Here is a 20,634-nt window from a genome sequence, read left to right as displayed (position 1 = left end):
TATCGCACCCTATGAGGCAAATGCTTGCGCTTGTCTCACTTAGTGTGATAAGTCGCCGACATTGTCTCGCGGATCACAGACCGGCCAAAGCCGGTGGCGCGGGGCGGAGGGAGAGAAAAATGAAACTGCGCACACTGTCCTGGCTGCTGGCGAGCGCCGGCCTGACGATCACCACCGGCGCGCTGGCGCAGGAAGCCGCGCCGCCCGCCGACAGCGAAGCGGCGCAGGGCGGCATCGAGGACATCGTCGTCACCGCGCGCCGCACCAGCGAGGCCGCGCAGACCATTCCCATCGCGATCACCGCCTTCGGCTCGCAGCAACTCAGCGACGCCAATGTCGAGGGCATCGCCGATATCGCGAAGCAGACCCCGAACTTCTTCGTCCAGACGTCGAGCGCCGACCCCACCGGCGTGCTGCTCACCATCCGCGGCCAGTCGCAGCAGGATTCGATCCTGACGATCGAATCGCCGATCGGCGTCTATGTTGACGGCGTGAACTATATCCGCTCGTCGAACCTCGAGACCGCCCTGTTCGACACCGAGCGCGTCGAGGTGCTGCGCGGACCGCAGGGCACCTTGTTCGGCAAGAACACCACCGGCGGCGCGATCAACATCACAACGCGCCAGCCCGACCTGTCTGGCGTCGGCGGCTATGTGCAGGCCAGCGGCGCGACGCACGACCGCTACGACGTCGGCGCGGTGCTCAACCTGCCGCTGATGACCGACAAGCTGGGCGTCCGGCTGATGGGCCGCTGGCTCGACAACGGCTCGCTCGGGGTCAACGGGCTCGGCGACGGCATCGGCGGACGCGAGCAGATCGCCTTTCGCGCCAATACCTTGTTCGAGACCGACAGTGTGACCTGGGCGATCTCCGCGGACTACACCCGCACGCGTGGCGACGCGCCGGTGAGCAAGCTCGCCTTCGTCAGCCCCTTCCCCAGCCCCGCGCCGGGCACGCCCAACCCCGCCCCGGCGTTGATCGACATCGCGATGAGCCAGGGCATCCTCAACCCCGCGCTGCTGGCCGATCCGGTCGCCAACGGCGCGGCGATCGGCGCCGCGCTGGCGCAGGCGCAGGCGCTGTTCGCCAGCCTGATCGACCGGCGGGGCTTTTACGACAATGACGCGACGGGCCTGCAAGGCACCTATGCGCGCACCTATGGCGTCAGCTCGAACCTGGCGGTCGAGCTGACGCCAACCTTGTCGTTCCGCTCGATCTCGGCCGCGCGCTGGCTGAAGCGCTCGCTCGACGTCGACCTCGACGCCTCGCCCTACACCCTGCTCGAGGCCAGCCTCGCGAGCCGCGCCAAGAACCTCAGCCAGGAATTCCAGTTCGCCGGCGACGGCAGCCGGCTCGACTGGATCGTCGGCGCCTATTTCAACGAGGAAACCGGGCGCGACACCTCGCGCGCGACCGCGCTCGGCACGATCAACCCGGCGAACCCCAATTTCACCGACGGCTTCGTCAAGAACAGCAGCTGGGCGGTGTTCGGCCAGTTCAACTACGACCTCACCGATACGCTCCGCTTCACCGGCGGCCTGCGCTGGACCGAGGAGAGCAAGGAACTGCGCTCGTTCAACCGCTCGACCCCGGGCGGTGCGGTGTGCAACATCCCGCCGGCGCTGCGGCTCGGCGGCACCTGCCAGGCGCGCTTCAAGGACGGCTTCTCGGACTACTCCTATCTTGCGAGCCTCGACTGGACGCCGCAGAGCGGGCTGCTCTTCTATGCCCGCACCGCGCGCAGCTTCAAGGGCGGCGGCCAGAATCTGCGCGGAACGGGCACCGTCGACAGCTTCGCGGCCTTCGCGCCCGAGACGGTGACCGACTATGAGGTCGGCACCAAGCTCGATCTGCTGGGTCGCCGGCTGCGCATCAATGCGGCGATCTTCCAGGCCAATTACAAGGATATCCAGCGCACGATCGTCCAGGCGGCGCCCGGCGGCGCGATCGTCAGCCTGGTCACCAACGCGGCGCGCGCGCGCATCCGCGGCGGCGAACTCGAGGTCACCGCGATTCCGGTCGAGGGGCTGACCTTGTCGGGCAGCGTCGGCGTGAACGACGCCAAATATCTCGATTTCACCGACGTCACCGGCGACCGCTCGGGCGAGCCCTTCCAGTTCCCCAAATACAGCTATCGCCTCGGCGCGACCTACGCCGCGCCGCTCGATTTCGGGAACCTCCGCCTCAGCGTCGACTGGACGTGGCGCAGCAAGACGCAGTTGGTGGGCTCGGCGATCTACCGCGACAGCCTGAACCAGCCCGCCTACGGCCTGCTCGGCGCACGCGCGGCGCTGACCATCGACAGCATCGGCAGCGAAGTCGCGGTGTTCGCGACCAACCTCGCGAACAAGCGCTATGCGGTGTCGGCGGTGCAGTTCGACAACAGCCTGGGGTTCAATACGCTCTACGCGGGCGAGCCGCGCGTCATCGGGTTGCAGCTGACCACGCGCTTCGGGACCGAATAGCCCCGGCATTAACACTGTAAACATAGGCTGTGGAGCCGCTACCGCGGCGGCTCCACAGCAATTTTTCCGATCCGCGCTTCTGCACCTTCCCTCAGGGTCCCCATCTGCTAACGCCTTTGGCGACGCGGGCGCCTCCTCCGTCCGCCACCCGGGGAAGATTGTGCGCGTCCGCGATTTCCTGCTCCTTGTTGCCGTGTGCCTGATCTGGGCCTTCAACAATGTGCTGAGCAAGATCATCGTCAGCAACTGGGCGATCCCGCCGCTCTTCTATGTCACCATGCGCTTCGCCGTGGTCGCGGTGGTGATGCTGCCCTGGCTGCTGCCGATGCCGCGCCCGGCGTGGCGGATCGTGGCGATCGCGCTCTGCCTCGGCGGCGGCAGTTTTGCGTTGCTTTTCATGGGGCTGCAAACCACCTCGCCCTCCGCCGCGGCGATCGTGCTGCAACTCGGCGTGCCCTTTACGATGCTGCTGTCGGTGCTGATGCTCGGCGAGCGCATCCATTGGCGGCGCGGCATCGGCATCGCGCTGACGCTGATCGGCGTGCTGATCGTGACCTGGCGACCGGGCTTTGCGCTGTCGCACGGGCTGTGGCTCGTCGCGGCCTCGGCCTTCTCAGGCGCCGCGGGCGCGGTGCTGATGAAGCAGGTCGACGACGTCACCCCCTTCCGTTTCCAGGCATGGGTCGGCTTCGTCTCGGTGATCGCGCTCGGCCTCGCCTCGGCGACGGTCGAGACGGGGCAATGGGCCGCGGCGGTAGCGGCGGGCTGGCCCTTCGTGGCCGCCGTCCTGTTCACCGCGCTGGTCGTCTCGGTGGGCGCGCATTCGGTCTATTATCACCTGATCCAGCGCTACGAGGCCAATCTGCTCGCGCCGCTAACCCTGATGACGCCGCTCGGGACGATCGGCCTCGGCGTGCTGATCACCCACGATCCCTTCGACCTGCGTATGGGCGTCGGCGGCGCGCTCGCGATGATCGGCGTGCTGATCGTCGCGCTGCGGCGCAAGCCAGCTACGGAGTTGCTGGTGGAGCGCGAGGTTCGTTAGGCGTCCGGGGCGTGGCATCGGGACCGAAACCCGCTATCGTCGATTTCCCCGGCACCTTACGCCCGAAAGGCCGTCCCCAATGACCGAACTCACCATCTGGACCTACGACTGGGTGCCCGAGGGGCCGCGCGGTTTTGTGCGCGACCTGCGGCTCCGCTGGGCGTGCGAGGAGGCGGGGCTGCCCTATGCAGTGAAGACCGTCGCCTTCGACGACCGCCAGACCAACCATCTGGATCAGCAGCCTTTCGGCCAAATCCCCTTCCTCGCCGACGGCACCCTCGAAATGTTCGAAAGCGGCGCCTGCCTGCTCCATCTCGCGCAGCAGAGCGAGGCGCTGATGCCGCGCGATCCCGCGCTGGCGGCAGAGACGCGGCAATGGATCGTCGCGGCGCTCAACTCGATCGAGATGGTCAGCGTTCCCTGGTGGTTCCTGAACATCATGGGCGAGCCGGACAACAAGCTCACCGGCTGGCTGGAACAGCGGCTGAACCAGCTCGAAACGCTCTTCGGGACACGCGAATGGCTCGTCGGCGAGCGTTTTACCGCTGCCGACCTGCTGATGGCCGACGTGCTGCGCGTGTCGCTGGTCCGTGCCTTCGGCGATCGCCCCGCGACCGAGGCCTATGTCGTGCGGACGACCGATCGGCCCGCCTTCCACAAGGCCCGCGCCGACCAGATCGCGTTTTTCGAAGCCGCGGACGCGCAGCGCGCCGCCGGCTGACCGCGGCCTACGCCGCCATGCGCAGGCGGTTGCGTCCCTCGCGTTTCGCCACATACAGCGCCTCGTCGGCGCGCTGGAGCAGTTCCTCGACCCCCGCCTCGTCGGCGTAGACGGCGACGCCGATGCTGACCGTCGCGGGCGGGACATTGTCGGTCGAGCGGCCGCCGCCCTCGATCGCCTGGCGAATACGCTCGGCGACCAGTTCGGCGGCCTGCGCGCTCGAGCGCTGCAGGATGCACACGAATTCCTCGCCGCCGAAGCGCCCGACCATATCCTCTTCGCGCAGCACCGCCTTGGCGCGGTGCGCGACGCGGCGGATCACCTCGTCGCCGACCCCGTGGCCGTGGACGTCGTTGATCCGCTTGAAATGGTCGATGTCGAAGATCGCGACCGCCAGCGGCGCGCCATTCTCGCGCGCGCCGACCAAAGCGCGTTCGAGAAAGGCCAGCGTGTGGCGGCGGTTGGGCAACCCGGTCAGCGCGTCGGTGTTCGCCGCGGCCTCGGCGACGCTCCGCGCATCCTCCAGCATCCGCGCATTTTCGACGGTTTCGGTGACATCCTGGATCGTGCCGAAGATGCCCACCGGTTTGCCGCCGCGACTATATTCGATCGAGCCGTGCGACGAGATGTCGCGCACCTCGTCGTCGGGGCGGATGATCCGGCCCTGAAATTCGAACGGCGCGCCGGTGAGGGCGGCCTGCTCGAGGACCTTGCGCATGCGCGTCGCATCCTCGGGCATATAGAGGTCGAGGCTGCTCTGCACCGTCATCACGGTGCCCGGCTCGATCCCGTGGATGCGATAGGCCTGGTCCGACCATTGGATCGTCCAGCGGATGAGGTCGACGCGCCAGTGGCCGACGAGTGCCGCCGCCTCGGCCTGGAGCAGCCAGCGGTTGCTCTGTTCGAGCCGTTTGGCGAGCCGCTGGCGCCCGACGAGGAGCGCGGCGAGCGGCAGCGCGGTGCCGAGCAGGGTCAGCAGATAGAATTGCAGGAAGAGCACGATCGTCGTCGGCGACTTGTCCATATGCGCGATCGGGCCAAGCCCCTGGCTCGTCATCAGCGACGCGATGATAGTGACGATGAAGACGCTGCCCGCCGCGCCGAACGGGCCGAGGCGATAGGATGCGGCGACGACCGCAACGCAGGGAATGAAGGTGACGGGATATTCGGCCTGCGAGAAACAGAGCGCCGTCACCGCCGCCGCGATCGTCATCATCACCACCGATTCGACGATCGTCGAGCGGTTGGTGTGGCGGAGCAGCCCCGATTCGGCGAGCCGCGTCAGCATGACGACGGGGGGCGTCACGATCAGCATGCCGAGCGCGACCGTGGTCAGCCACGAGCGGAAAAATTCGAAATCGCCGCCGGTCAGCAGCGTCGCGAGCCCCGCGCTGGCAAAGCTCCCCGCGATCGCGCCGACGCAGAAATTGCCGACCGACCGCGTCGCCATGAACGACAGCACGCCCCTTTCGCGGCTGTTGATCAGCCACAGCGCGACTGCGCCCTCGACCGTGTTCGCGGTGGTGAAGGCGGCGGACAGCAGCGCCGGCGCGCCGCTCAGCATGTTCGCGGCGCTGCTGGCGACGATCATTCCGGCGAACGACGCAAGCCGCGCGCGCGGTGCCATCAACAGCAGCAGCGCGAGGAAATAGCCGCTCGGCGGCCACACCGCGGCGATATTATCGGCGCCTTTGGTCGCGTACAGGGACAGGCTGGCGAGCAGGAAATAGCCCAGCGCCGTCAAAAGGGACCAGAACAGCGTCTCGACCGTGGGGGGTAGCGACCGCTTCATGCCCTCGATTCTCGCGCGAAATGGCAAATAAACCGCTAAGATTTCGACGGTTGCGGCGAACCGAGCAGACCGAACGCGTCAGGCGACGCCGCCGAAGGTCAGCCCGACGACCTTCTCGACCATCGCCTCGTCCCAGTCGATCCGCCGGTCGAGCACCAGCATCGCAAGCCCGTGGACCAACGCCCAGGCGTGCAGCGCAGCGACATCGGGATCCTTCACACCCGGCAGCGCCTCGCCGACCCCGGCGCGCAGCAGATTATATGCGACCTCGCCGCCGTCGCCGCCCTCCTTGCGTTCGGCCATCTGGCGCGTGAAGCTCAAGCGAAACAGCGCCGGCTCGTCGTGCGCGAAGCGGACATAGGCGATGCCCGTCGCCTTGAACCCCGCAGAGCCGCCGCCCGCCTTCAACCAGGCCTGGGCCTGCAACGCTCCAAGCCGCCGCAACCCTTCGTCGGCGAGCGCGTCGAGCAGCGCCTCCTTGTCCGGAAAGTGGCGGTAAAGCGCGGTCGCGCTGACCCCGACGTCGCGCGCCAGCGCGCGTAGCCCGAGCTCGCCGCCCTCGCCGTCCTCGATCCGTTTGAGCCCCGCCGCGATCACCGCCGCGCGCAGGTCGCCATGATGATAGGCGCCCGACGCTTTCGCGCCGTCGCTTTTTATGTTGACACTGTTATCTTTGCTCGCCATCATGTTGTCACTGTAAACATACCGAGTCGGTCGCGCAACCCCGAAAGGACGCGGCCTTTGTTCCAACCTCTCCCCCCGCTTAAGGAGCAATCATATGGCCAGCAATGTAGAAAGCCTGATCCGCGGCGCCGTCGTCAAAGGCATCGGCAAGGTCGCCGACTTCAACCGCAAGCGCCTCCCCCGCCCGACCGACGCACACCCCTTCCTGACCGGCATCCACAAGCCGATGACCGAAGAGGTCACGCTCGAGGAACTCACCGTCGACGGCGAAATCCCCGCCGCGCTGACCGGCCGCTATCTGCGCAACGGGCCCAACCCCGCGATCGCCCCCGATCCCGCGAGCTATCATTGGTTCACCGGCGCCGGCATGGTGCACGGTATCCGCATCGAGGGCGGCAAGGCCGACTGGTACCGCAACCGCTGGGTGCGCGGCAGCGAGGCGTGCGAAGCTTTGGGAGAGGAACTGCCCCCGGGTCCGCGCCACGTCACCAACGACGCGCCGAACACCAATGTCGTCGGCCTCGCGGGCCGGACCTTCGCGATCGTCGAGGCGGGCGGCAAGCCCGTCGAACTCGGCTATGAACTGAACACCATCGCGCACAACTCCTTCGATGGCACGCTGCTCGGCGGCTATACCGCGCACCCGCATCACGACCCCGTCACCGACGAGATGCACGCGATCACCTACCGCGGCGACGAGCCGAACAAGGTGTGGCACGTCGTGCTCGACAAGGACGCGCAGGTTACCCGCGAACTCGCGATCCCCGTCAGCGACGGCCCCTCGATCCACGACTGCGCGATCACCGAAAATTACGTGCTGGTCCTCGACCTGCCGGTGACCTTCTCGATGAAGATGCTGCTCTCGGGCTATCGTTTCCCCTACGCGTGGAACGAGGCGCATCAGGCGCGCGTCGGCCTCCTCCCCAGGAAAGGCGGCGCCGAGGAGATCGTCTGGGTGCCGGTCGAGCCCTGCTATGTCTTCCACCCCGCGAACGCCTATGAAACCGGGGACGGCAAGGTGATCGTCGACGTCGTCGCGCACGAAACGATGTTCGCACAGTCGAAGCGCGGCCCCGACAGCGAGAAATCGCGCATGGAACGCTGGACGATCGATCCGGCGGCCGGCACCACGACGCGCACCGTCATCCACGACCATGCGCAGGAATTCCCGCGCTACGACGAGCGGCTGACGACAAAGCCCTATCGCTATGTTTACAGTGTTGCCATTCCCGACGGCAAGTCGACCGAATGGGCGCTGGCCGAGACGAAGCTGTTCCGCCACGACCTGACCGCCGGGACCAGCGACGCGCATGATTTCGGCCCTGGCCGTCACCCCGGCGAGTTCGTCTTTGTGCCGCGCAGCGCGACGGGGGCCGAGGACGACGGCTGGCTGGTCGGACTGGTCGTCGACATGAACGACGAGACGACCGACCTCGTCATCCTGAACGCCGACGATTTCACGGGCAAGCCGCAGGCGGTGATCCACCTGCCGCACCGCGTCCCGCCGGGCTTCCACGGCAACTGGGTCGCCGACTGACGCCCAAAGCACTGAAACCGGACAATTTCGGGACCGGCGTCACCCCGTTGACGCCGGTCCCTTTTTTCCGCCATGAGGGTCGCCATAAAGGAGATTCCGCATGACCCGTTTCGCCCGCCTCGCAGCCGTCGCTGCCGGCCTCACCCTGCTGGCAAGCCCGCTCGCCGCGCAGGATAAATCCAAGACGATCGAGGGCACGCTGACCCTGTTCGAGGGCCAGAAGTTCGACGGCGATTCCTATCGCGTCGAAAAGGACGACCCCTCGCTGCAGCACGACTTTCTGGTCGGCAGCATCGCCGTCCATCCCGGCGAAGTCTGGGAACTGTGCGACAAACCCAAGTTCAAGGGTAATTGCCTGACCCTGTCAGCCAACGAGACCGGCATCGGCAAGGCGATGATCAAGTCGGTCCGCGTGGTCAAGGCCAAGCAGTAAGTCCGCGGCCGGCCGCTGCGGCGGCCGGCGCCTTTCCATGATCGCCTCGGTCGCGCGCAGCGACCTTTCGTTGTCGACATCGACCGCGGTTGCGCCGTCGCGCACGAGCAGCGGGGCCACATCGACCTTCAGATGCCGCGAGATGCGGCGGAAGATATGGTGGATCGGCCCGAGCCCGAAGCGGAAGCGCAAGAGGTTGATCAGGCCGAACGCCTGCATGACGCGTACCGGCTTCTTGACGAACTGCCCGCCGCCGCGGAACGCCTCGGCGGCTTTCAGCGCGCCGCGATGGCCGATCCAGTAGCTGTTGCAGTTCGATACCGCGACATCCGAGAATTCGTAAAAGCGCCGCTGTCCCTCGGGATGCGCAGCGAGCACATCCTCGCGCCGCGCGAGGGCGACCCCGGCCTCGACGCCGAGCCGAGCGGCCTCGGTGCCGATCTCGGCGATGGTGTCGGGGGTCAGCAGACAATTGTCGGCGGTGGTGATCAGCAGCGGAAAAGCCGCCTGCTCGGCGACCGCGAGCACCGAATCGGCCAGATTGTCGGCCGCACCCACAAAAACGAGCCGGTCGCCGAGGCTGTCGACGGCGATATCGCCCAGATCGTCGGCGAGCCCTTCATGATGGCTCGACACGAAGATCGTCGCGGCGTCGCTTTGCGCCGCGCTGGCGAGGACATGCGCGATCATCGGGCGCCCTGCGACGGGCACCAGGCATTTGTCGGCCACGCCATGCGCCTCGGCGAGCGCGTCGACCGCGCCGGGGCGGCGGCCCGCGAGGATCAGGATCGAGCCGAGCTTGGCAGGCGTGCCGGTCATGCCGCGTCCTTCCGCGCCGCCGCGGGCGCCTGCTGGCGCAGCATCGATTCGGCGACGATCGTCTCGATCAGGTCGGCCTGGCTGAAGCCCGCGGCGACCGCGGCGCGGCCGAACACCTTTTCGGACCAGAGGTTGCAGTTGAGATTGACCTCGAGCAGCCGCACCTCGCCGGTGTCGAAATCGACGCGGAACTCGAAGCGGCCGAAGTCGAAGGGGCGGAAGATTTCGGCCATCTGCACCGTCAGCGCGGCGATCCGTCCGGCGATTTCGGGCGCGTCGAGCAATTTGAGGCTGTATTTGGCGCTGCGGTCGACCAGGTCGCGCTTCTCCTGATAGGTGCGCAAATGCGTCGGGTCGGCCTGCTCGAAGATCATCATCGGCAGCATCGCGGGCGCGCCGCCCAGCGTGATCACCGGCACCTCGACATCGCTGCCCGCAATGAAAGGCTCGACGATCGCGTCATGGTCGAGCGCATGGATCTCGGCGACAGCCTGCGCCAGTTCGATGCGGTCGTGCGCGTCGCGGATGCCCCAGGAGGCCGAGCTGTTGTTGGGCTTGATCACCCAGCGCGCCGCGGGCGGGCAGCGCGAAACGTCGATCGGCGCGCCGCGGCGGAACAGCGCCCAAGGCGCGGTCGGCACGCCGCGCGCGGCGGCCTCGAGCTTGGTCAGATGCTTGTCGTCGGACAGCCCGCGCACGATCGGCGAGGCGCCCACATAAGGAAGGCGCAGCCGGTTGCAGAGCAGGGGCAGCAGCATTTCCGAATTGAAGAAGCCGCCGCGGTTGAGCAGCGGAAAGACGAAATCGGCCTCGGGCTGGTCGAACAACGCGGTGTAGCTGTCCGCCACCACCAGCGGCAGCCCGAGGCCTTCTAGGATCTCGCGGATCTCGCGGTGATAGAGCGCGTGATTGCCGTCGTCGGGGTGGAGGCCGCCGGTCCAGCGCGCATGCTTGGCGATGAACAGCAGCCGCTGGTCGCGGAGGGCGTCGGTTAGCCGGGTCGGCTCGAGATGGGTCGTTCGCATATGTCGCTTCGACCACAGCGCGGTTGCACCGCGATGACCTTTTGGTGACGGCGCTGACACCAAAGCGCAAGATCACTGTCATCTCGCGCGCCTAGATGCGGGGTCCTTCCCCTTCCCGCGCAGGACCCATTTGATGCTGCTCAACGTCATCGCCGCCGACGAACCCCGCCTTTCGCCGGGCAAGCGCTATGCCGCGCGGCTGGCAAGCGCGCTGACCAGCGGCGGCGATGCGCGGATCCGGCCCGACGCGGCGGGACGCAACCAATATTATGCCAGCGTGCGGCCGTCGGACGCGCTCGCTTATGGTTCCTCGACGATCAGCAGCATTTCGGAGCATGCCTTCCAGACCCTGCTCGACCGCTGGCATCACGGGCTCGACCGGCCGGTTCCGTCGGACGATTATGCCGAGGGGCTCGCGATCCTGCGGCACAAGCTGGTCGAGGCGCACGGCCACGCCGATACAAAGATAATCTTCGCGGCATCGGGCACCGACCTCGAATATGCCGGGCTCGCCGCGGCGTGGGACGGGCGGCCGCTCACCGCGGTGCTGCTCGGCCGCGACGAGGTCGGCAGCGGCTGCGTCCACAGCGCTGCGGGGCGCTTCTTTGCAGACGAGACCGCCACAGGCGCGCGCGTCGCCCTGCAGGCGGCGATCGACCCGGCCTTCGCCGGTACCGAACTGGTCGATGTCGCGGTGCGCGACGCCTCGAGCACGCCGCGCGCCTCGGCGGCGGTCGCCGACGAACTGTCCGCCCATGTCGAACGCGCCGCCGCGAGCGGCCGCAAGGCGGTCGTCCATGTCGTCCACGGCTCGAAATCGGGGCTGACGCTCCCCGCGCTGGCCGATGTCGAACGGCTCGTCGCGGCGCATGGCGAGGCGATGACGATCGTCGTCGACGCGTGCCAGCTGCGCATCGCCCCCGCTGTGGTGCGGCGCTATCTCGCGCTCGGCTGCGTCGTGCTGATGACCGGGTCGAAATTCGCGGGCGGCCCGCCGTTCAGCGGTTTCGCGCTCGTGCCGGCGGCGGTCGCGGCGCGCGCGCTGCCGCTGCCCGAGGGTTTTCGCCGCATCGCGACACGCGCCGAATGGCCGGCCGAATGGCCGGGCGCCGAGCGGCTGCCCGCGCTCGGCAATTTCGGGCTGCTGCTGCGGCTGCAGGCGGCGATGATCGAGATGGAGCGCTTCGCCGCGCTGCCCGCCGACCGCGTCACCGAAGTCACCGCGCGCTTCAGCCACCATGTCATGCGCGTCGTGAAGCGGCTCGAACTCGTCGAGGTTCCGGGCGCGGGCGGGACGTCGTGCCTCGCGACCGAAACTCTGCGCACGCTCGACCTGTCGGCGCGCTGGCCAGGGTGCGATTTCGCCGCCGCGCGCGCGATGCACCGCCGCATCGCCGAGCAGTCGCGCCAGTGGCTGGGGCACGAGATCCGCCTCGGCCAGCCGGTCCGCACGCACTTTCTCCCCAATGGCGAGGCGGCCGGGACGCTGCGCCTGTCGCTGTCGATGCCGCTGATTTCGGAGCTGGCGACGCTGGCCGATCGCGCGCTCGACGAGCGGCTCGACCGCGACCTGTCGCTGGTCGGTGCCGCCATCTCGGCGGCGGCCGCGCAGACGCTGGGACGCCGCACGCAACCCCGCTCGGCTGAGCGCGGAGGCGACCCCGGAGGGCGATAAAGCGCGCCCGATTCTTCGTCACGCCGATGGCGCGACACGGTTCGCCGCGAAAATTGGGCTCCGCGGGCAGCGCTTTCGCGGGCGCGCTCGTTGCTTGGTCACTATGACGAAGAAACCGACCCTCTCCCGCCCCGCCGCAAGCGCGATTGCCGCGTTTCTGGCCCTTTCCACCCCCGCCGCGCTGGCGCAGACCGCGCCCGTGGCCGAACCCGCGCCGCCGACCGTGATGGCGCCGCCCGTCGCGCCGACCGCGCCGACGACGGTCAACCCGGTCGCTGCACCGGCTCCGGCCCCCGCGCCCGCCCCGGTGATCCGCGTCCCGCTCGACCTTCCCGCCGAGCCCGTCGCCAAGGCCGAACCGCGACCCGCCGTCAAGGCGGCCGCGCGTCCGGCGCCCAAGGCCGCGCCGCGCGCCGCCGCTGCCGAACGCACGGCGCCGCCCGCCCCTGCTCCCGCCGAGGTCGCACCCGTTGCCGCCACCGCTGCTGCGGCAAGCGCGCTCCCGGCCGCCGAAGTCGCGCCGGTCGCACCGGTGGTCGATCCCGCGCCCACCGCAGTCACGACCGAAACCGCTGCCCCCAGCGACGGCTTCCCCTGGGAGCTCGCCGGCGGTGCCGCGGCGCTGCTGCTCGCGGGCGGAATCGGGCTGACCTTTGCCCGCCGCCGCCGCCGCGCGGTGGCTGCCGCCGACGCCTGGGAATTCCGCGAGGCCGATGCCGAGACCGAATGGGTGCCCGCTGCGCCTGCGCCGGTCGCCGCGCGCGAAGCCGAGCCGATGGTCAACCCCGAGCCGATCCCGGCCCCCGCGCCGGTCGAGGAGCCCGTGCGCCGCACGACGCCCAGCTTCGCGGCCGCGCCCAGCGGCAGCATGGGGCGCCACGAGGCGATGGCGCTCGTCGGCCCGACCGCCGACAACCCGTTCGAGACGTTGTCGAAGCGGTTGAAGCGCGCGCGTTTCCTCGATCGCAAGGAGCGCCTGGCCTATGAAGCGACGTTGTCGGGCGAGCAGAATGTGGCGAGCGAGCCCGCACAGTCCGCGCGCAAGCCCGTCAGCGCCTGGGAGATCGCCCAGCGCCCGGCGCCGGCCCCCGCGCAGCAGGACGTCCGCCGCCCCGAACCGGTGCAGCGCGGCCTGTCGCACGGCTTCCGCCGTCCGGATTTCGCCCGCAAATAGGCGGGCTGGCCTTCGGGCATGAAAAAGGGCGGTGCCTCGCGGCACCGCCCTTTTCTTTGCATCGGATCCCGCCGGCGGACCGGCGGGAGGCCGCGAACCGATTACTTCAGTTCGACGGTCGCGCCGGCGGCTTCGAGCTTCTTCTTCAGCTCTTCGGCTTCCGCCTTGCTCACGCCTTCCTTGATCGCCTTGGGGGCGCTTTCGACGAGCGCCTTGGCTTCGCCGAGGCCCAGGCCGGTGATCGCGCGGACTTCCTTGATCGCGTTGATCTTGTTGCCGCCGTCACCGGTCAGGATGACGTCGAATTCGGTCTGCTCTTCGGCAGCCGGGCCAGCAGCGGCGGCGACCGGCGCGGCAGCGACGGCAGCGACGGCCGAAACGCCCCACTTTTCTTCGAGCATCTTCGACAGGTCAGCCGCTTCGAGGACGGTCAGCGCCGACAGTTCTTCAACGATCTTAGCAAGATCAGCCATGTTCATTCTCCATCAGAACCGGGATATCCCGGCAGTCGTTTCAAGGGTTAGTTCAAAATCACGCTGCTTCTTTGGCGGCATATGCGCCAAAGACCCGCGCCAGCTGGCCCGCCGGGGCTGCGGCAATCTGCGCAACCTTGGTGGCCGGAGCCTGCACCAGACCGATGATCTTGGCGCGCAGCTCGTCGAGCGAGGGAAGCGAAGCCAGCGCCTTCACGCCGTCGACGTCGAGGACCACGTCGCCCATGCCGCCGCCAACGATTTCAAGCTTGTCGTTGGTCTTGGCAAATTCCACCGCGATCTTCGCCGCCGACACGGGGTCGGTCGACGTCGCAAGCGCGGTGGGACCGGTCAGCAGGTCGCCGATGCCGGTGTAGGACGTGCCATCGAGCGCGATTTTGGCAAGACGGTTCTTCGTGACGCGAAACTCGGCTCCCGCATCGCGCATCTGCTGGCGCAGCACCGTCGACTGGGCGACGGTCATGCCGAGGTTGCGGACGACCACAACGGCGGCAGCTGACGACAGCGTAGCGTTCAGCGAGGATACGGCTTCGGCCTTTTCCGTACGATCCATGCCTATACTCCACTCATCTGCCCGGATGCGCGGGCGCCGGAACGCACGCGCCGCCGGGCGGCTACAACACGCACAGGCCGTGACGAGCCAAGGCTCGCCCGCCTGTACGCAACGATGTCCGATGGGGTCGGTCAAGCCGCTGGCGCCTGACGGGCAGGCGGGCGACCGATAAAGACTTTTCCCCGTCTCGGCTGGAAATTAAGAAGGGCAAATTCCCTTCACCAACTGTCTCGGACGGAATTGCCGCAGCCCCGAAAAAATCCGGGCCGTTGGCAATGCGGGGTCGCCAATAGCGGCGGGACGCGCGAAGTCAAGCCGCAATCGGCGGAAAATCGCGGAAAATTGTGCCGCGACGGCATGACTTCACATCCAGAACGGCCCATGACAGGGTGCGGCAAATCTGATAAGTTGCCAAGATCGGATGCACTCCCCCCTTGCATCGACCGGCATTTGAGGAGGGATCATTGGTATTTTCGACCTTGTTCGGCGGGCGCCGCGCCGCGGCGCGGCTGGCGGACGACCTCGACGCGTTACAGCAGATGCGCCTGAAACATGGCGACAACACGCGCCTCGAGCTGGAGCGGCGCGCGGGCGATCGCGGCCTCAACGGGCGCGACCGGCGGCACTGGCAGCGGTTGCTGACGCTCGCGCAGGAAGACGGCCTCTAGGCGCGGACCGGCACGCGCCGCCGCCTTCGACATGGTGATCGCGCTTTTCCGGTAGATGCCTCTTGCGCACTCGTCATTAAGATATATCTTAGAGCTATCAAGAATCACTCTAAGGACAATCTCATGCATTTTTACGGACATATGGGCGGGCGCAGCTGCGGCAAGCGCCACGGCATGCACCGCGGCGGACGCGGCCATGGTTTCGGCGGCCGGTTCGGCCATGGTTTCGGGCGCGGGCATGGCCGCGGCCACCGCGACGACGACGAGGGCCGCGGATCGCGGCGGCGGATGTTCGACAGCGGCGAGCTCCGCCTCGTGCTGCTCAGGCTGATCGCCGACGAGCCGCGCCACGGCTACGACCTGATCCGCCGGATCGAGGAACTGACCGGCGGCGCCTATGCGCCCAGCCCCGGCGTCATCTACCCCACCCTCACCCTGCTGGGCGACATGGGACAGATCGCGGCGCAGGAAAGCGACGGCGCCAAGAAGCTCTTCGCGATCACCGTCGAGGGCCAGGCCGAGCTCGACGCCAATGCCGAACTCGCCGAGGCGCTGATCGCGCGGCTGTCGGCGGTCGGCGACGAGCGCCAGCGCACCGACAGCGCGTCGGTGCGCCGCGCGATGGGCAATCTGCGCGCGGTGCTGGTCAACCGCCTCGGCGACCGCGACTTGGGCGAGACGCAGTTGCACGAAATCGTCGCGCTGATCGACGAGGCGGCGCAGAAGATCGAGCGGCTGGCATGAGCCGCGCGATCGCCCACGTGCCGACGGCGCACGCCAGCAAATATCTGCAGCAGCTGTGCAAGCATTGGCAGCATAACCTCGCGGTCGAGTTCACGTCCGAGCATGGGACGGTAACCTTTCCCAAGGACGCGCGTGGCGCGACCTGGGATGGCGACGCGCTGGTGACCTTCGACGCCGGCGCCGAAACGCTGACGGTGCGAATCGACGCCAGCAGCGCGGAGCATGTCGAGGCGATGCAGGGCGTCGTCGCGCGCCACCTCGACCGCTTCGCGTTCCGCGAGGCGCCGCTCGGCTTCGATTGGGCGGCGGGCTGACTCGAAACCTCCGTCATCCCGGCGGAGGCCGGGATCTCGCCGGCGCGTTGGAAAGCTAGGTCGAGACCCCGGCCTTCGCCGGGGTGACGGGCAGAACATATCGTTTCTCGATATTATCGATTGACGATAAGCATGATTGCCAATATATCGTTCTTCGATAACGAATCTATCGGAGAACGATATGTCCAACGACCATAGAACCTTGCTCGGTGTCACCCGCGCGCTGCTGTGGCTGATGCTCGCGCTGATCGCGGCGGCCTTTCTGTTCGTCGTCGGTTCGGCCGGCGCGCTCGCGGCCATGTGGCCCGAGATCGCGGTCGAGGCGAAGAACAGCCAGGTCTTCCTCGACGCCGCGAACATTCGGCCGCAGCTCTTCGCGCTGCTCGCGATCCTCGCCGCGGTGCTCGCGGCGGCGGTCTACATCATCCGCAAGCTGCAGGCGCTGATCGCCACCGCGGCAAGCGATCCCTTCATCCCCGCCAACGCCGCGCGGCTGCGCCACATCGGCTGGGCGCTGGTCGCGGTGCAATTGCTCGCGCTACCGCTCGGCTGGGTCGCGCGGAGCATCGCGGTGTCGACCAGCCAGTTCGCCGACATGGGCGGCATCAGCCTCCAGAGCATCCTCGCGATCCTGCTCGCCTTCGTCCTCGCCGCGGTATTCGAACGCGGCACCGCGATGCGCGACGAGCTCGAGGGGACGGTGTGATGGCGATCGTGGTGAAACTCGACGACCTGCTTCACGCGAAGCGGATGACGCTGACCGACCTCTCCGACCGCATCGGCATCACGCTCGCCAACCTCTCGATCCTCAAGACGGGCAAGGCCAAGGCGATGCGCTTTTCGACGCTGGAGGCGATCTGCACCGAACTCGAATGCCAGCCCGGCGACTTGCTGGTCTTCGAAGCCGACGGCTGAACACAGCGCGGCGCCCCCTCGCCCCGCTGCCGCTTCTCCCCGGGGCGGCGGTGGGGCTTTTGCCTTGCGGGAACGCGATGCCGCGGTGGGCGTTCGATGATGAAGGCGGTCGTTTCGGCCGCTTTTTGCATGAAAGGAAAATCCGTGTCCGATACCCAGGGGCTGCTTTGCCCGACCTGCCGCGTGAATCTGACGATGTCCGAGCGCCAGGGGATCGAGATCGACTATTGCCCGCAATGCCGCGGCGTCTGGCTCGACCGCGGCGAACTCGACAAGATCATCGAGCGCAGCGAAGGTGCGAACGCCCCCGCCCCCGCCCCGGCCCCGCGCCAGCAAGCCGCTCCGCCGCCGCCGCAATATCGCGACCGCGACTATGACGACCGCTATTACGGCAAGCCGCACAAGAAGAAGTACAAGAGCTTCCTGAGCGAGCTGTTCGACTGACGATGGCGCGCCCGGCGCCAGGATCGCTCCCGCGCCGGGCGTTTTTCTGCTATGGAGCAAAGAAAAAGGGTCGCTTTCACCTTTGAGGGAAGGAGAAAGAGATGCCTGCCACCAGCCCGGGATTCGATCGGGACAAGCTGCTGCAAGCCGCCCAAGCCTCGTTCGAAAACCAGAACGGCGCGCGCAAGAACTTCGACGACGTCGACAACAAGTTCAACGAGAGCGCGTCCAAGATACTCGAAAGCTTCGCCAAACTAGCGGCCGAAAAACCCGAGGAGATGTTCGGGCTGAAGCCGACCGAGCGCGAGATGTTCATCGTCAACCAGGCGCTGCGCCCGGCGATCGATCGCATGGGCCAGCTCGCCGCCGCGGACGACTCGGGGAGCGAACTCGACCTCGCGGGCGGCGACGTCGGCGGCGGCAATCCGCTGGCGGGCGTCGCGGCGGGGCTCGCGGCGATCACCGACGTGCTCAAATCGCCGCAGGGGCCCGCGATCCTCGAGAAGATATTCGGCCATATCCAGGCCGAGAAGAATTTCTTCAAGGACACGGGCAAGGAGCTGATCGGCGGCATCCGCGACGCGATCGGCTGGGGCACGACGACGACGACGGCCGGCACGGGGTCGTAGCCGCGGTGCCGGGCGTACCGGCGGTCGCCTTCACGCCGCGGTGCCGGGCGACGCTGTGCCGACTGGCCGAGGCGCCGTCAGGCCGCGAGCGCTGCGGGTTGCTGATCGGGGTCCGCGAAGCAGCGCGGCTGTCGGTTGGCGGCGCGATCGCCCTGCCCAACCGTTCGGCGGCGCCCGCCGCGCGCTTCCTGCTGCGCGGTGCCGACATCGCTGCCGCAATGGCGCGCGCCGACGGCGAGCTGCTCGGCTATTTCCACACGCATCTTTGGGGCGGCAACGACCCGTCGGCGGCCGACATCTGGTCGATGCGGCGCCGGCCCGGGCTGCACGCGATCCTCGACAGCCGGGCGCGCGCGCGGCTGTTCTGGAGTACGGGCGGGCGGCTGTCGCCGCCGCCGCTGGCCTAACGTCCAGCCACGGCCGCCCCGCGCGAATACAGGAAATAGACCGCGAGCCCGACGACGTTCCAGATCCCGAACCATAGCTGGGTCTGCGCAGGCAGGCTGACGAAGAGGTAGAGGCAGCCGAGCACGGCGATGCCGCCGACCACCCACGGCAGCGGCGTGCGGAACGTGCGTGGCGCGTCGGGGGCGCGGCGGCGCATGATCAACATGCATACCGACACCGCGGTGAAGGCCGCGAGCGTGCCCGCATTCGCAAGTGCGGCCAGTTCCTTGAGCGGGATGAAGCCCGCGAGCACCGCGACGACGAGCGTGGTGAAGATGGTGATGCGCACCGGCGTGCCACGCGGCGACAGCGCGGCGAGCGACTTGGGCAACAACCCATCGCGCGCCATGGTGAAAAAGATGCGGCTCTGGCCATAGAAGAAAGCCAGGATCACCGTCGGCAGTGCGATGATCGCGGAAATCGCCAGATATTTTGCCGCCGTGGGACTGCCGAGATCGCGCAGGATCAGCGCGAGCGGCTCGGGGCTGTTGGCGAATTTGCTGTACGAGATCGCGCCGACGGCCGCGACCGCGACCGCGATGTAGATCAGCACGCAGACGAACATCGACCCGACGATGCCGATCTTGAGGTCGCGGTCGGGATCCTTCGCTTCCTCGGCCGCCGTGGCGATCGCGTCGAAGCCATAGAAGGCGAAGAAGATGATGGCCGCCGCGGCCATCACGCCGCGCTCGACCCCGTCGGGGCCGATATGCTTGGCGAAGCCATAGGGGCTGAAGGGCTCGAGGTTGGCGGCGTCGAAGGCGGGCAAGGCGACCGCGACGAACACGCCAAGCGCGATGATCTTGACGATCACCAGGATCGCGTTGACCGTCGCGCTCTCACGCGTGCCGAACAGCAGCATGCCCGCGACGATGGCGATGATCGCGATCGCCGGCAGGTTGACGATCCCGCCGAGTTCGGGCCCCTGCATCAGCGCCATCGGGACGCCGAGCGACGCCTCGAGCAAGGGCGCGGCATAGCCCGACCAGCCGACCGCGACCGCGCTGACCACCAGCGAATATTCGAGGATCAGGCTCCAGCCGACGATCCACGCGATGAGCTCGCCGATCACGACATAGGAGTAGGTATAGGCGCTGCCCGACGCGGGGATCATCGTCGCCATTTCGGCATAGGCGAGCGCGGCGCAGGCGCAGATCAGCCCCGCGACCGCGAAGGACAGGATCACCGCGGGGCCCGCCTTGTCGGCGCCGACGCCGATCAGCGTGAGGATGCCGGTGCCGACGATCGCCCCGACCCCGAGCGCGACGAGGTGCGGCCAGCCGAGGGTTCGCGCGAGCGCGGGGCCCTTCTGCTCCTCCGGTACGATGGTCTTGCGGCGCAGCAGGCTGTCAGTCATTCGGGCTCCCCTGTTTTGGTTGCTTGTGAAACGGGACGGGTGAGAAGGCAAGCGACCGTCAGCCCGCGCGGACAACCATCGCGGCGCGTGCGGCCAGCGCCGCGGCGATCAGCGCGGCGAGCGCATAGGCGGACAGCGCCGACCACAGCACGGCCCGCGCCCCGGCAACGGCGCCCGCGACCAGCGCTGCCCACAGCCAGAGATGCGCGAGCCAGCGGCCGTCGCCCGCTCCGCGCAGCGCATTGGCGATCTTGTGCCCCATCTGGACCAGCGTTCCGGTCATATAGGTGACCCCGACGACGGCGCCGTCCTGCCCCGGGAGCGCCGCGTTGACGACCCCCATGGCCAGCGCCAGGCAGATCACCGGCGGCCAGCCCGGAAGCACGGCGCGCAGCCCCAACGCCAGCAGCAGGAGCAGCGCGACGAGCGCAAGTATGGCGGGCAAACGGCGCGGCCCGGCGCGCGCCGCAACGAGCGAGCCGGCGATCACGCCGGTCACGAAGACCATGATGATGCCGCCCGCGACCGCTGCTGCGCCCTGCCATTGGGCAAGGCCGACGGCGAGCCGCGTCGAATTGCCCGTCATGAAGGAGACGAAGAAACCCGACGATTCGACAAAACCGATCGCATCGACGAAGCCCGCGAGGATCGCGATGCCGATCGCCAGATGCTGATGGGCGCGTTCGAAGCGGATCATTG

General features: G+C 68.0%; 23 protein-coding genes. 15 read left to right on the top strand and 8 right to left on the bottom strand.

All coding sequences use genetic code 11. From position 1 onward, the window contains the following. Positions 1 to 119 precede the first annotated feature (119 nt). From ATE62_RS10960 to ATE62_RS10950, 3 genes are all read left to right on the top strand, one after another. A complete protein-coding gene (locus tag ATE62_RS10960) occupies positions 120 to 2,465 on the top strand; it encodes a TonB-dependent receptor (RefSeq protein WP_058809881.1) in 2,346 nt (781 codons plus the stop codon). 160 nt (positions 2,466 to 2,625) lie between these two features. Continuing rightward, positions 2,626 to 3,510 (top strand): DMT family transporter, encoded by an 885-nt coding sequence (locus ATE62_RS10955; RefSeq protein ID WP_058809880.1) that lies wholly within the window; start codon positions 2,626 to 2,628, stop codon positions 3,508 to 3,510. A 79-nt stretch (positions 3,511 to 3,589) separates the two neighbouring features. After that, positions 3,590 to 4,231: a glutathione S-transferase family protein gene (locus ATE62_RS10950; RefSeq protein ID WP_058809879.1), complete on the top strand. Its 642-nt coding sequence runs from the start codon at positions 3,590 to 3,592 to the stop codon at positions 4,229 to 4,231. A gap of 7 nt (positions 4,232 to 4,238) precedes the next feature. On the opposite strand, the gene ATE62_RS10945 is transcribed toward ATE62_RS10950, so the two are convergent. Together ATE62_RS10945 and ATE62_RS10940 are read right to left on the bottom strand one after the other, a co-directional pair. After that, positions 4,239 to 6,023, bottom strand: coding sequence for a sensor domain-containing diguanylate cyclase (locus ATE62_RS10945; RefSeq protein ID WP_058809878.1), 1,785 nt, complete (start codon positions 6,021 to 6,023; stop codon positions 4,239 to 4,241). A 78-nt stretch (positions 6,024 to 6,101) separates the two neighbouring features. Then, positions 6,102 to 6,710 (bottom strand): TetR/AcrR family transcriptional regulator, encoded by a 609-nt coding sequence (locus ATE62_RS10940; protein ID WP_082662742.1) that lies wholly within the window; start codon positions 6,708 to 6,710, stop codon positions 6,102 to 6,104. Positions 6,711 to 6,801: 91 nt separating this feature from the next. Between ATE62_RS10940 and ATE62_RS10935 the strand changes: the two genes are divergently transcribed. Beyond that, positions 6,802 to 8,244, top strand: coding sequence for an 8'-apo-carotenoid 13,14-cleaving dioxygenase (locus tag ATE62_RS10935; RefSeq protein WP_058809876.1), 1,443 nt, complete (start codon positions 6,802 to 6,804; stop codon positions 8,242 to 8,244). 100 nt (positions 8,245 to 8,344) lie between these two features. Further along, on the top strand, positions 8,345 to 8,677 hold the full coding sequence (locus ATE62_RS10930; RefSeq protein WP_058809875.1) for a beta/gamma crystallin-related protein: 333 nt from the start codon (positions 8,345 to 8,347) through the stop codon (positions 8,675 to 8,677). Here the strand turns inward: ATE62_RS10930 and ATE62_RS10925 are convergent. Together ATE62_RS10925 and ATE62_RS10920 are read right to left on the bottom strand one after the other, a co-directional pair. After that, positions 8,609 to 9,496 (bottom strand): NTP transferase domain-containing protein, encoded by an 888-nt coding sequence (locus ATE62_RS10925; RefSeq protein WP_082662741.1) that lies wholly within the window; start codon positions 9,494 to 9,496, stop codon positions 8,609 to 8,611. The genes ATE62_RS10930 and ATE62_RS10925 overlap by 69 nt on opposite strands. Next, a complete protein-coding gene (locus ATE62_RS10920) occupies positions 9,493 to 10,521 on the bottom strand; it encodes a D-alanine--D-alanine ligase family protein (protein WP_058809874.1) in 1,029 nt (342 codons plus the stop codon). The genes ATE62_RS10925 and ATE62_RS10920 overlap by 4 nt, the downstream gene beginning before the upstream one ends. Positions 10,522 to 10,654: 133 nt before the next feature. Between ATE62_RS10920 and ATE62_RS10915 the strand changes: the two genes are divergently transcribed. Together ATE62_RS10915 and ATE62_RS10910 are read left to right on the top strand one after the other, a co-directional pair. Next, positions 10,655 to 12,196, top strand: coding sequence for a hypothetical protein (locus ATE62_RS10915; RefSeq protein WP_058809873.1), 1,542 nt, complete (start codon positions 10,655 to 10,657; stop codon positions 12,194 to 12,196). 103 nt (positions 12,197 to 12,299) lie between these two features. Continuing rightward, a complete protein-coding gene (locus tag ATE62_RS10910; RefSeq protein WP_058818510.1) occupies positions 12,300 to 13,370 on the top strand; it encodes a hypothetical protein in 1,071 nt (356 codons plus the stop codon). 101 nt (positions 13,371 to 13,471) lie between these two features. Here the strand turns inward: ATE62_RS10910 and rplL are convergent, their stop codons facing one another. Together rplL and rplJ are read right to left on the bottom strand one after the other, a co-directional pair. Then, entirely contained in the window at positions 13,472 to 13,843 is a 372-nt protein-coding gene (gene rplL / locus ATE62_RS10905; protein ID WP_058810653.1) for a 50S ribosomal protein L7/L12, read from the bottom strand. Positions 13,844 to 13,901: 58 nt separating this feature from the next. Beyond that, positions 13,902 to 14,417: a 50S ribosomal protein L10 gene (gene rplJ, locus ATE62_RS10900; protein ID WP_058810648.1), complete on the bottom strand. Its 516-nt coding sequence runs from the start codon at positions 14,415 to 14,417 to the stop codon at positions 13,902 to 13,904. A gap of 464 nt (positions 14,418 to 14,881) precedes the next feature. Between rplJ and ATE62_RS10895 the strand changes: the two genes are divergently transcribed. From ATE62_RS10895 to ATE62_RS23620, 8 genes are all read left to right on the top strand, one after another. Then, complete coding sequence (locus tag ATE62_RS10895; protein ID WP_058810649.1) at positions 14,882 to 15,085, top strand: hypothetical protein; 204 nt, start codon at positions 14,882 to 14,884, stop codon at positions 15,083 to 15,085. Between the two features lie 123 nt (positions 15,086 to 15,208). After that, positions 15,209 to 15,829 carry a PadR family transcriptional regulator gene (locus ATE62_RS10890; RefSeq protein ID WP_231736241.1) on the top strand — a complete coding sequence of 207 codons (621 nt, stop codon included), beginning with the start codon at positions 15,209 to 15,211 and terminating at the stop codon, positions 15,827 to 15,829. Further along, positions 15,826 to 16,143 carry a DUF2218 domain-containing protein gene (locus tag ATE62_RS10885; RefSeq protein WP_058810650.1) on the top strand — a complete coding sequence of 106 codons (318 nt, stop codon included), beginning with the start codon at positions 15,826 to 15,828 and terminating at the stop codon, positions 16,141 to 16,143. Before ATE62_RS10890 ends, ATE62_RS10885 begins: the two co-directional genes overlap by 4 nt. Before the next feature lie 181 nt (positions 16,144 to 16,324). After that, positions 16,325 to 16,849, top strand: a complete 525-nt coding sequence (locus ATE62_RS10880; protein ID WP_058818509.1) for a DUF2975 domain-containing protein — start codon at positions 16,325 to 16,327, stop codon at positions 16,847 to 16,849. Continuing rightward, on the top strand, positions 16,849 to 17,058 hold the full coding sequence (locus ATE62_RS10875) for a helix-turn-helix domain-containing protein (protein WP_058810652.1): 210 nt from the start codon (positions 16,849 to 16,851) through the stop codon (positions 17,056 to 17,058). The genes ATE62_RS10880 and ATE62_RS10875 overlap by 1 nt, the downstream gene beginning before the upstream one ends. Before the next feature lie 129 nt (positions 17,059 to 17,187). After that, positions 17,188 to 17,502 (top strand): TFIIB-type zinc ribbon-containing protein, encoded by a 315-nt coding sequence (locus tag ATE62_RS10870; protein ID WP_058818511.1) that lies wholly within the window; start codon positions 17,188 to 17,190, stop codon positions 17,500 to 17,502. A 101-nt stretch (positions 17,503 to 17,603) separates the two neighbouring features. After that, positions 17,604 to 18,131, top strand: coding sequence for a hypothetical protein (locus tag ATE62_RS23625; RefSeq protein ID WP_058808450.1), 528 nt, complete (start codon positions 17,604 to 17,606; stop codon positions 18,129 to 18,131). A gap of 5 nt (positions 18,132 to 18,136) precedes the next feature. Continuing rightward, the gene (locus ATE62_RS23620) at positions 18,137 to 18,538 is read left to right on the top strand and encodes a Mov34/MPN/PAD-1 family protein (RefSeq protein WP_197411686.1); all 402 of its coding nucleotides are present in this window, start codon (positions 18,137 to 18,139) and stop codon (positions 18,536 to 18,538) included. Here ATE62_RS23620 and ATE62_RS10855 read toward each other — a convergent pair. Both ATE62_RS10855 and ATE62_RS10850 read right to left on the bottom strand, forming a co-directional pair. Further along, positions 18,535 to 19,935, bottom strand: coding sequence for an amino acid permease (locus ATE62_RS10855; RefSeq protein ID WP_058808448.1), 1,401 nt, complete (start codon positions 19,933 to 19,935; stop codon positions 18,535 to 18,537). The two genes, ATE62_RS23620 and ATE62_RS10855, sit on opposite strands and share 4 nt — an antisense overlap. Positions 19,936 to 19,993: 58 nt before the next feature. Beyond that, entirely contained in the window at positions 19,994 to 20,632 is a 639-nt protein-coding gene (locus tag ATE62_RS10850) for a YoaK family protein (RefSeq protein ID WP_058808447.1), read from the bottom strand. Positions 20,633 to 20,634: the final 2 nt, after the last annotated feature.

The organism is Sphingopyxis sp. HIX, assembly GCF_001468285.1.
Classification (GTDB): domain Bacteria; phylum Pseudomonadota; class Alphaproteobacteria; order Sphingomonadales; family Sphingomonadaceae; genus Sphingopyxis.
This window is presented reverse-complemented; position numbering and strand designations above follow the sequence as displayed.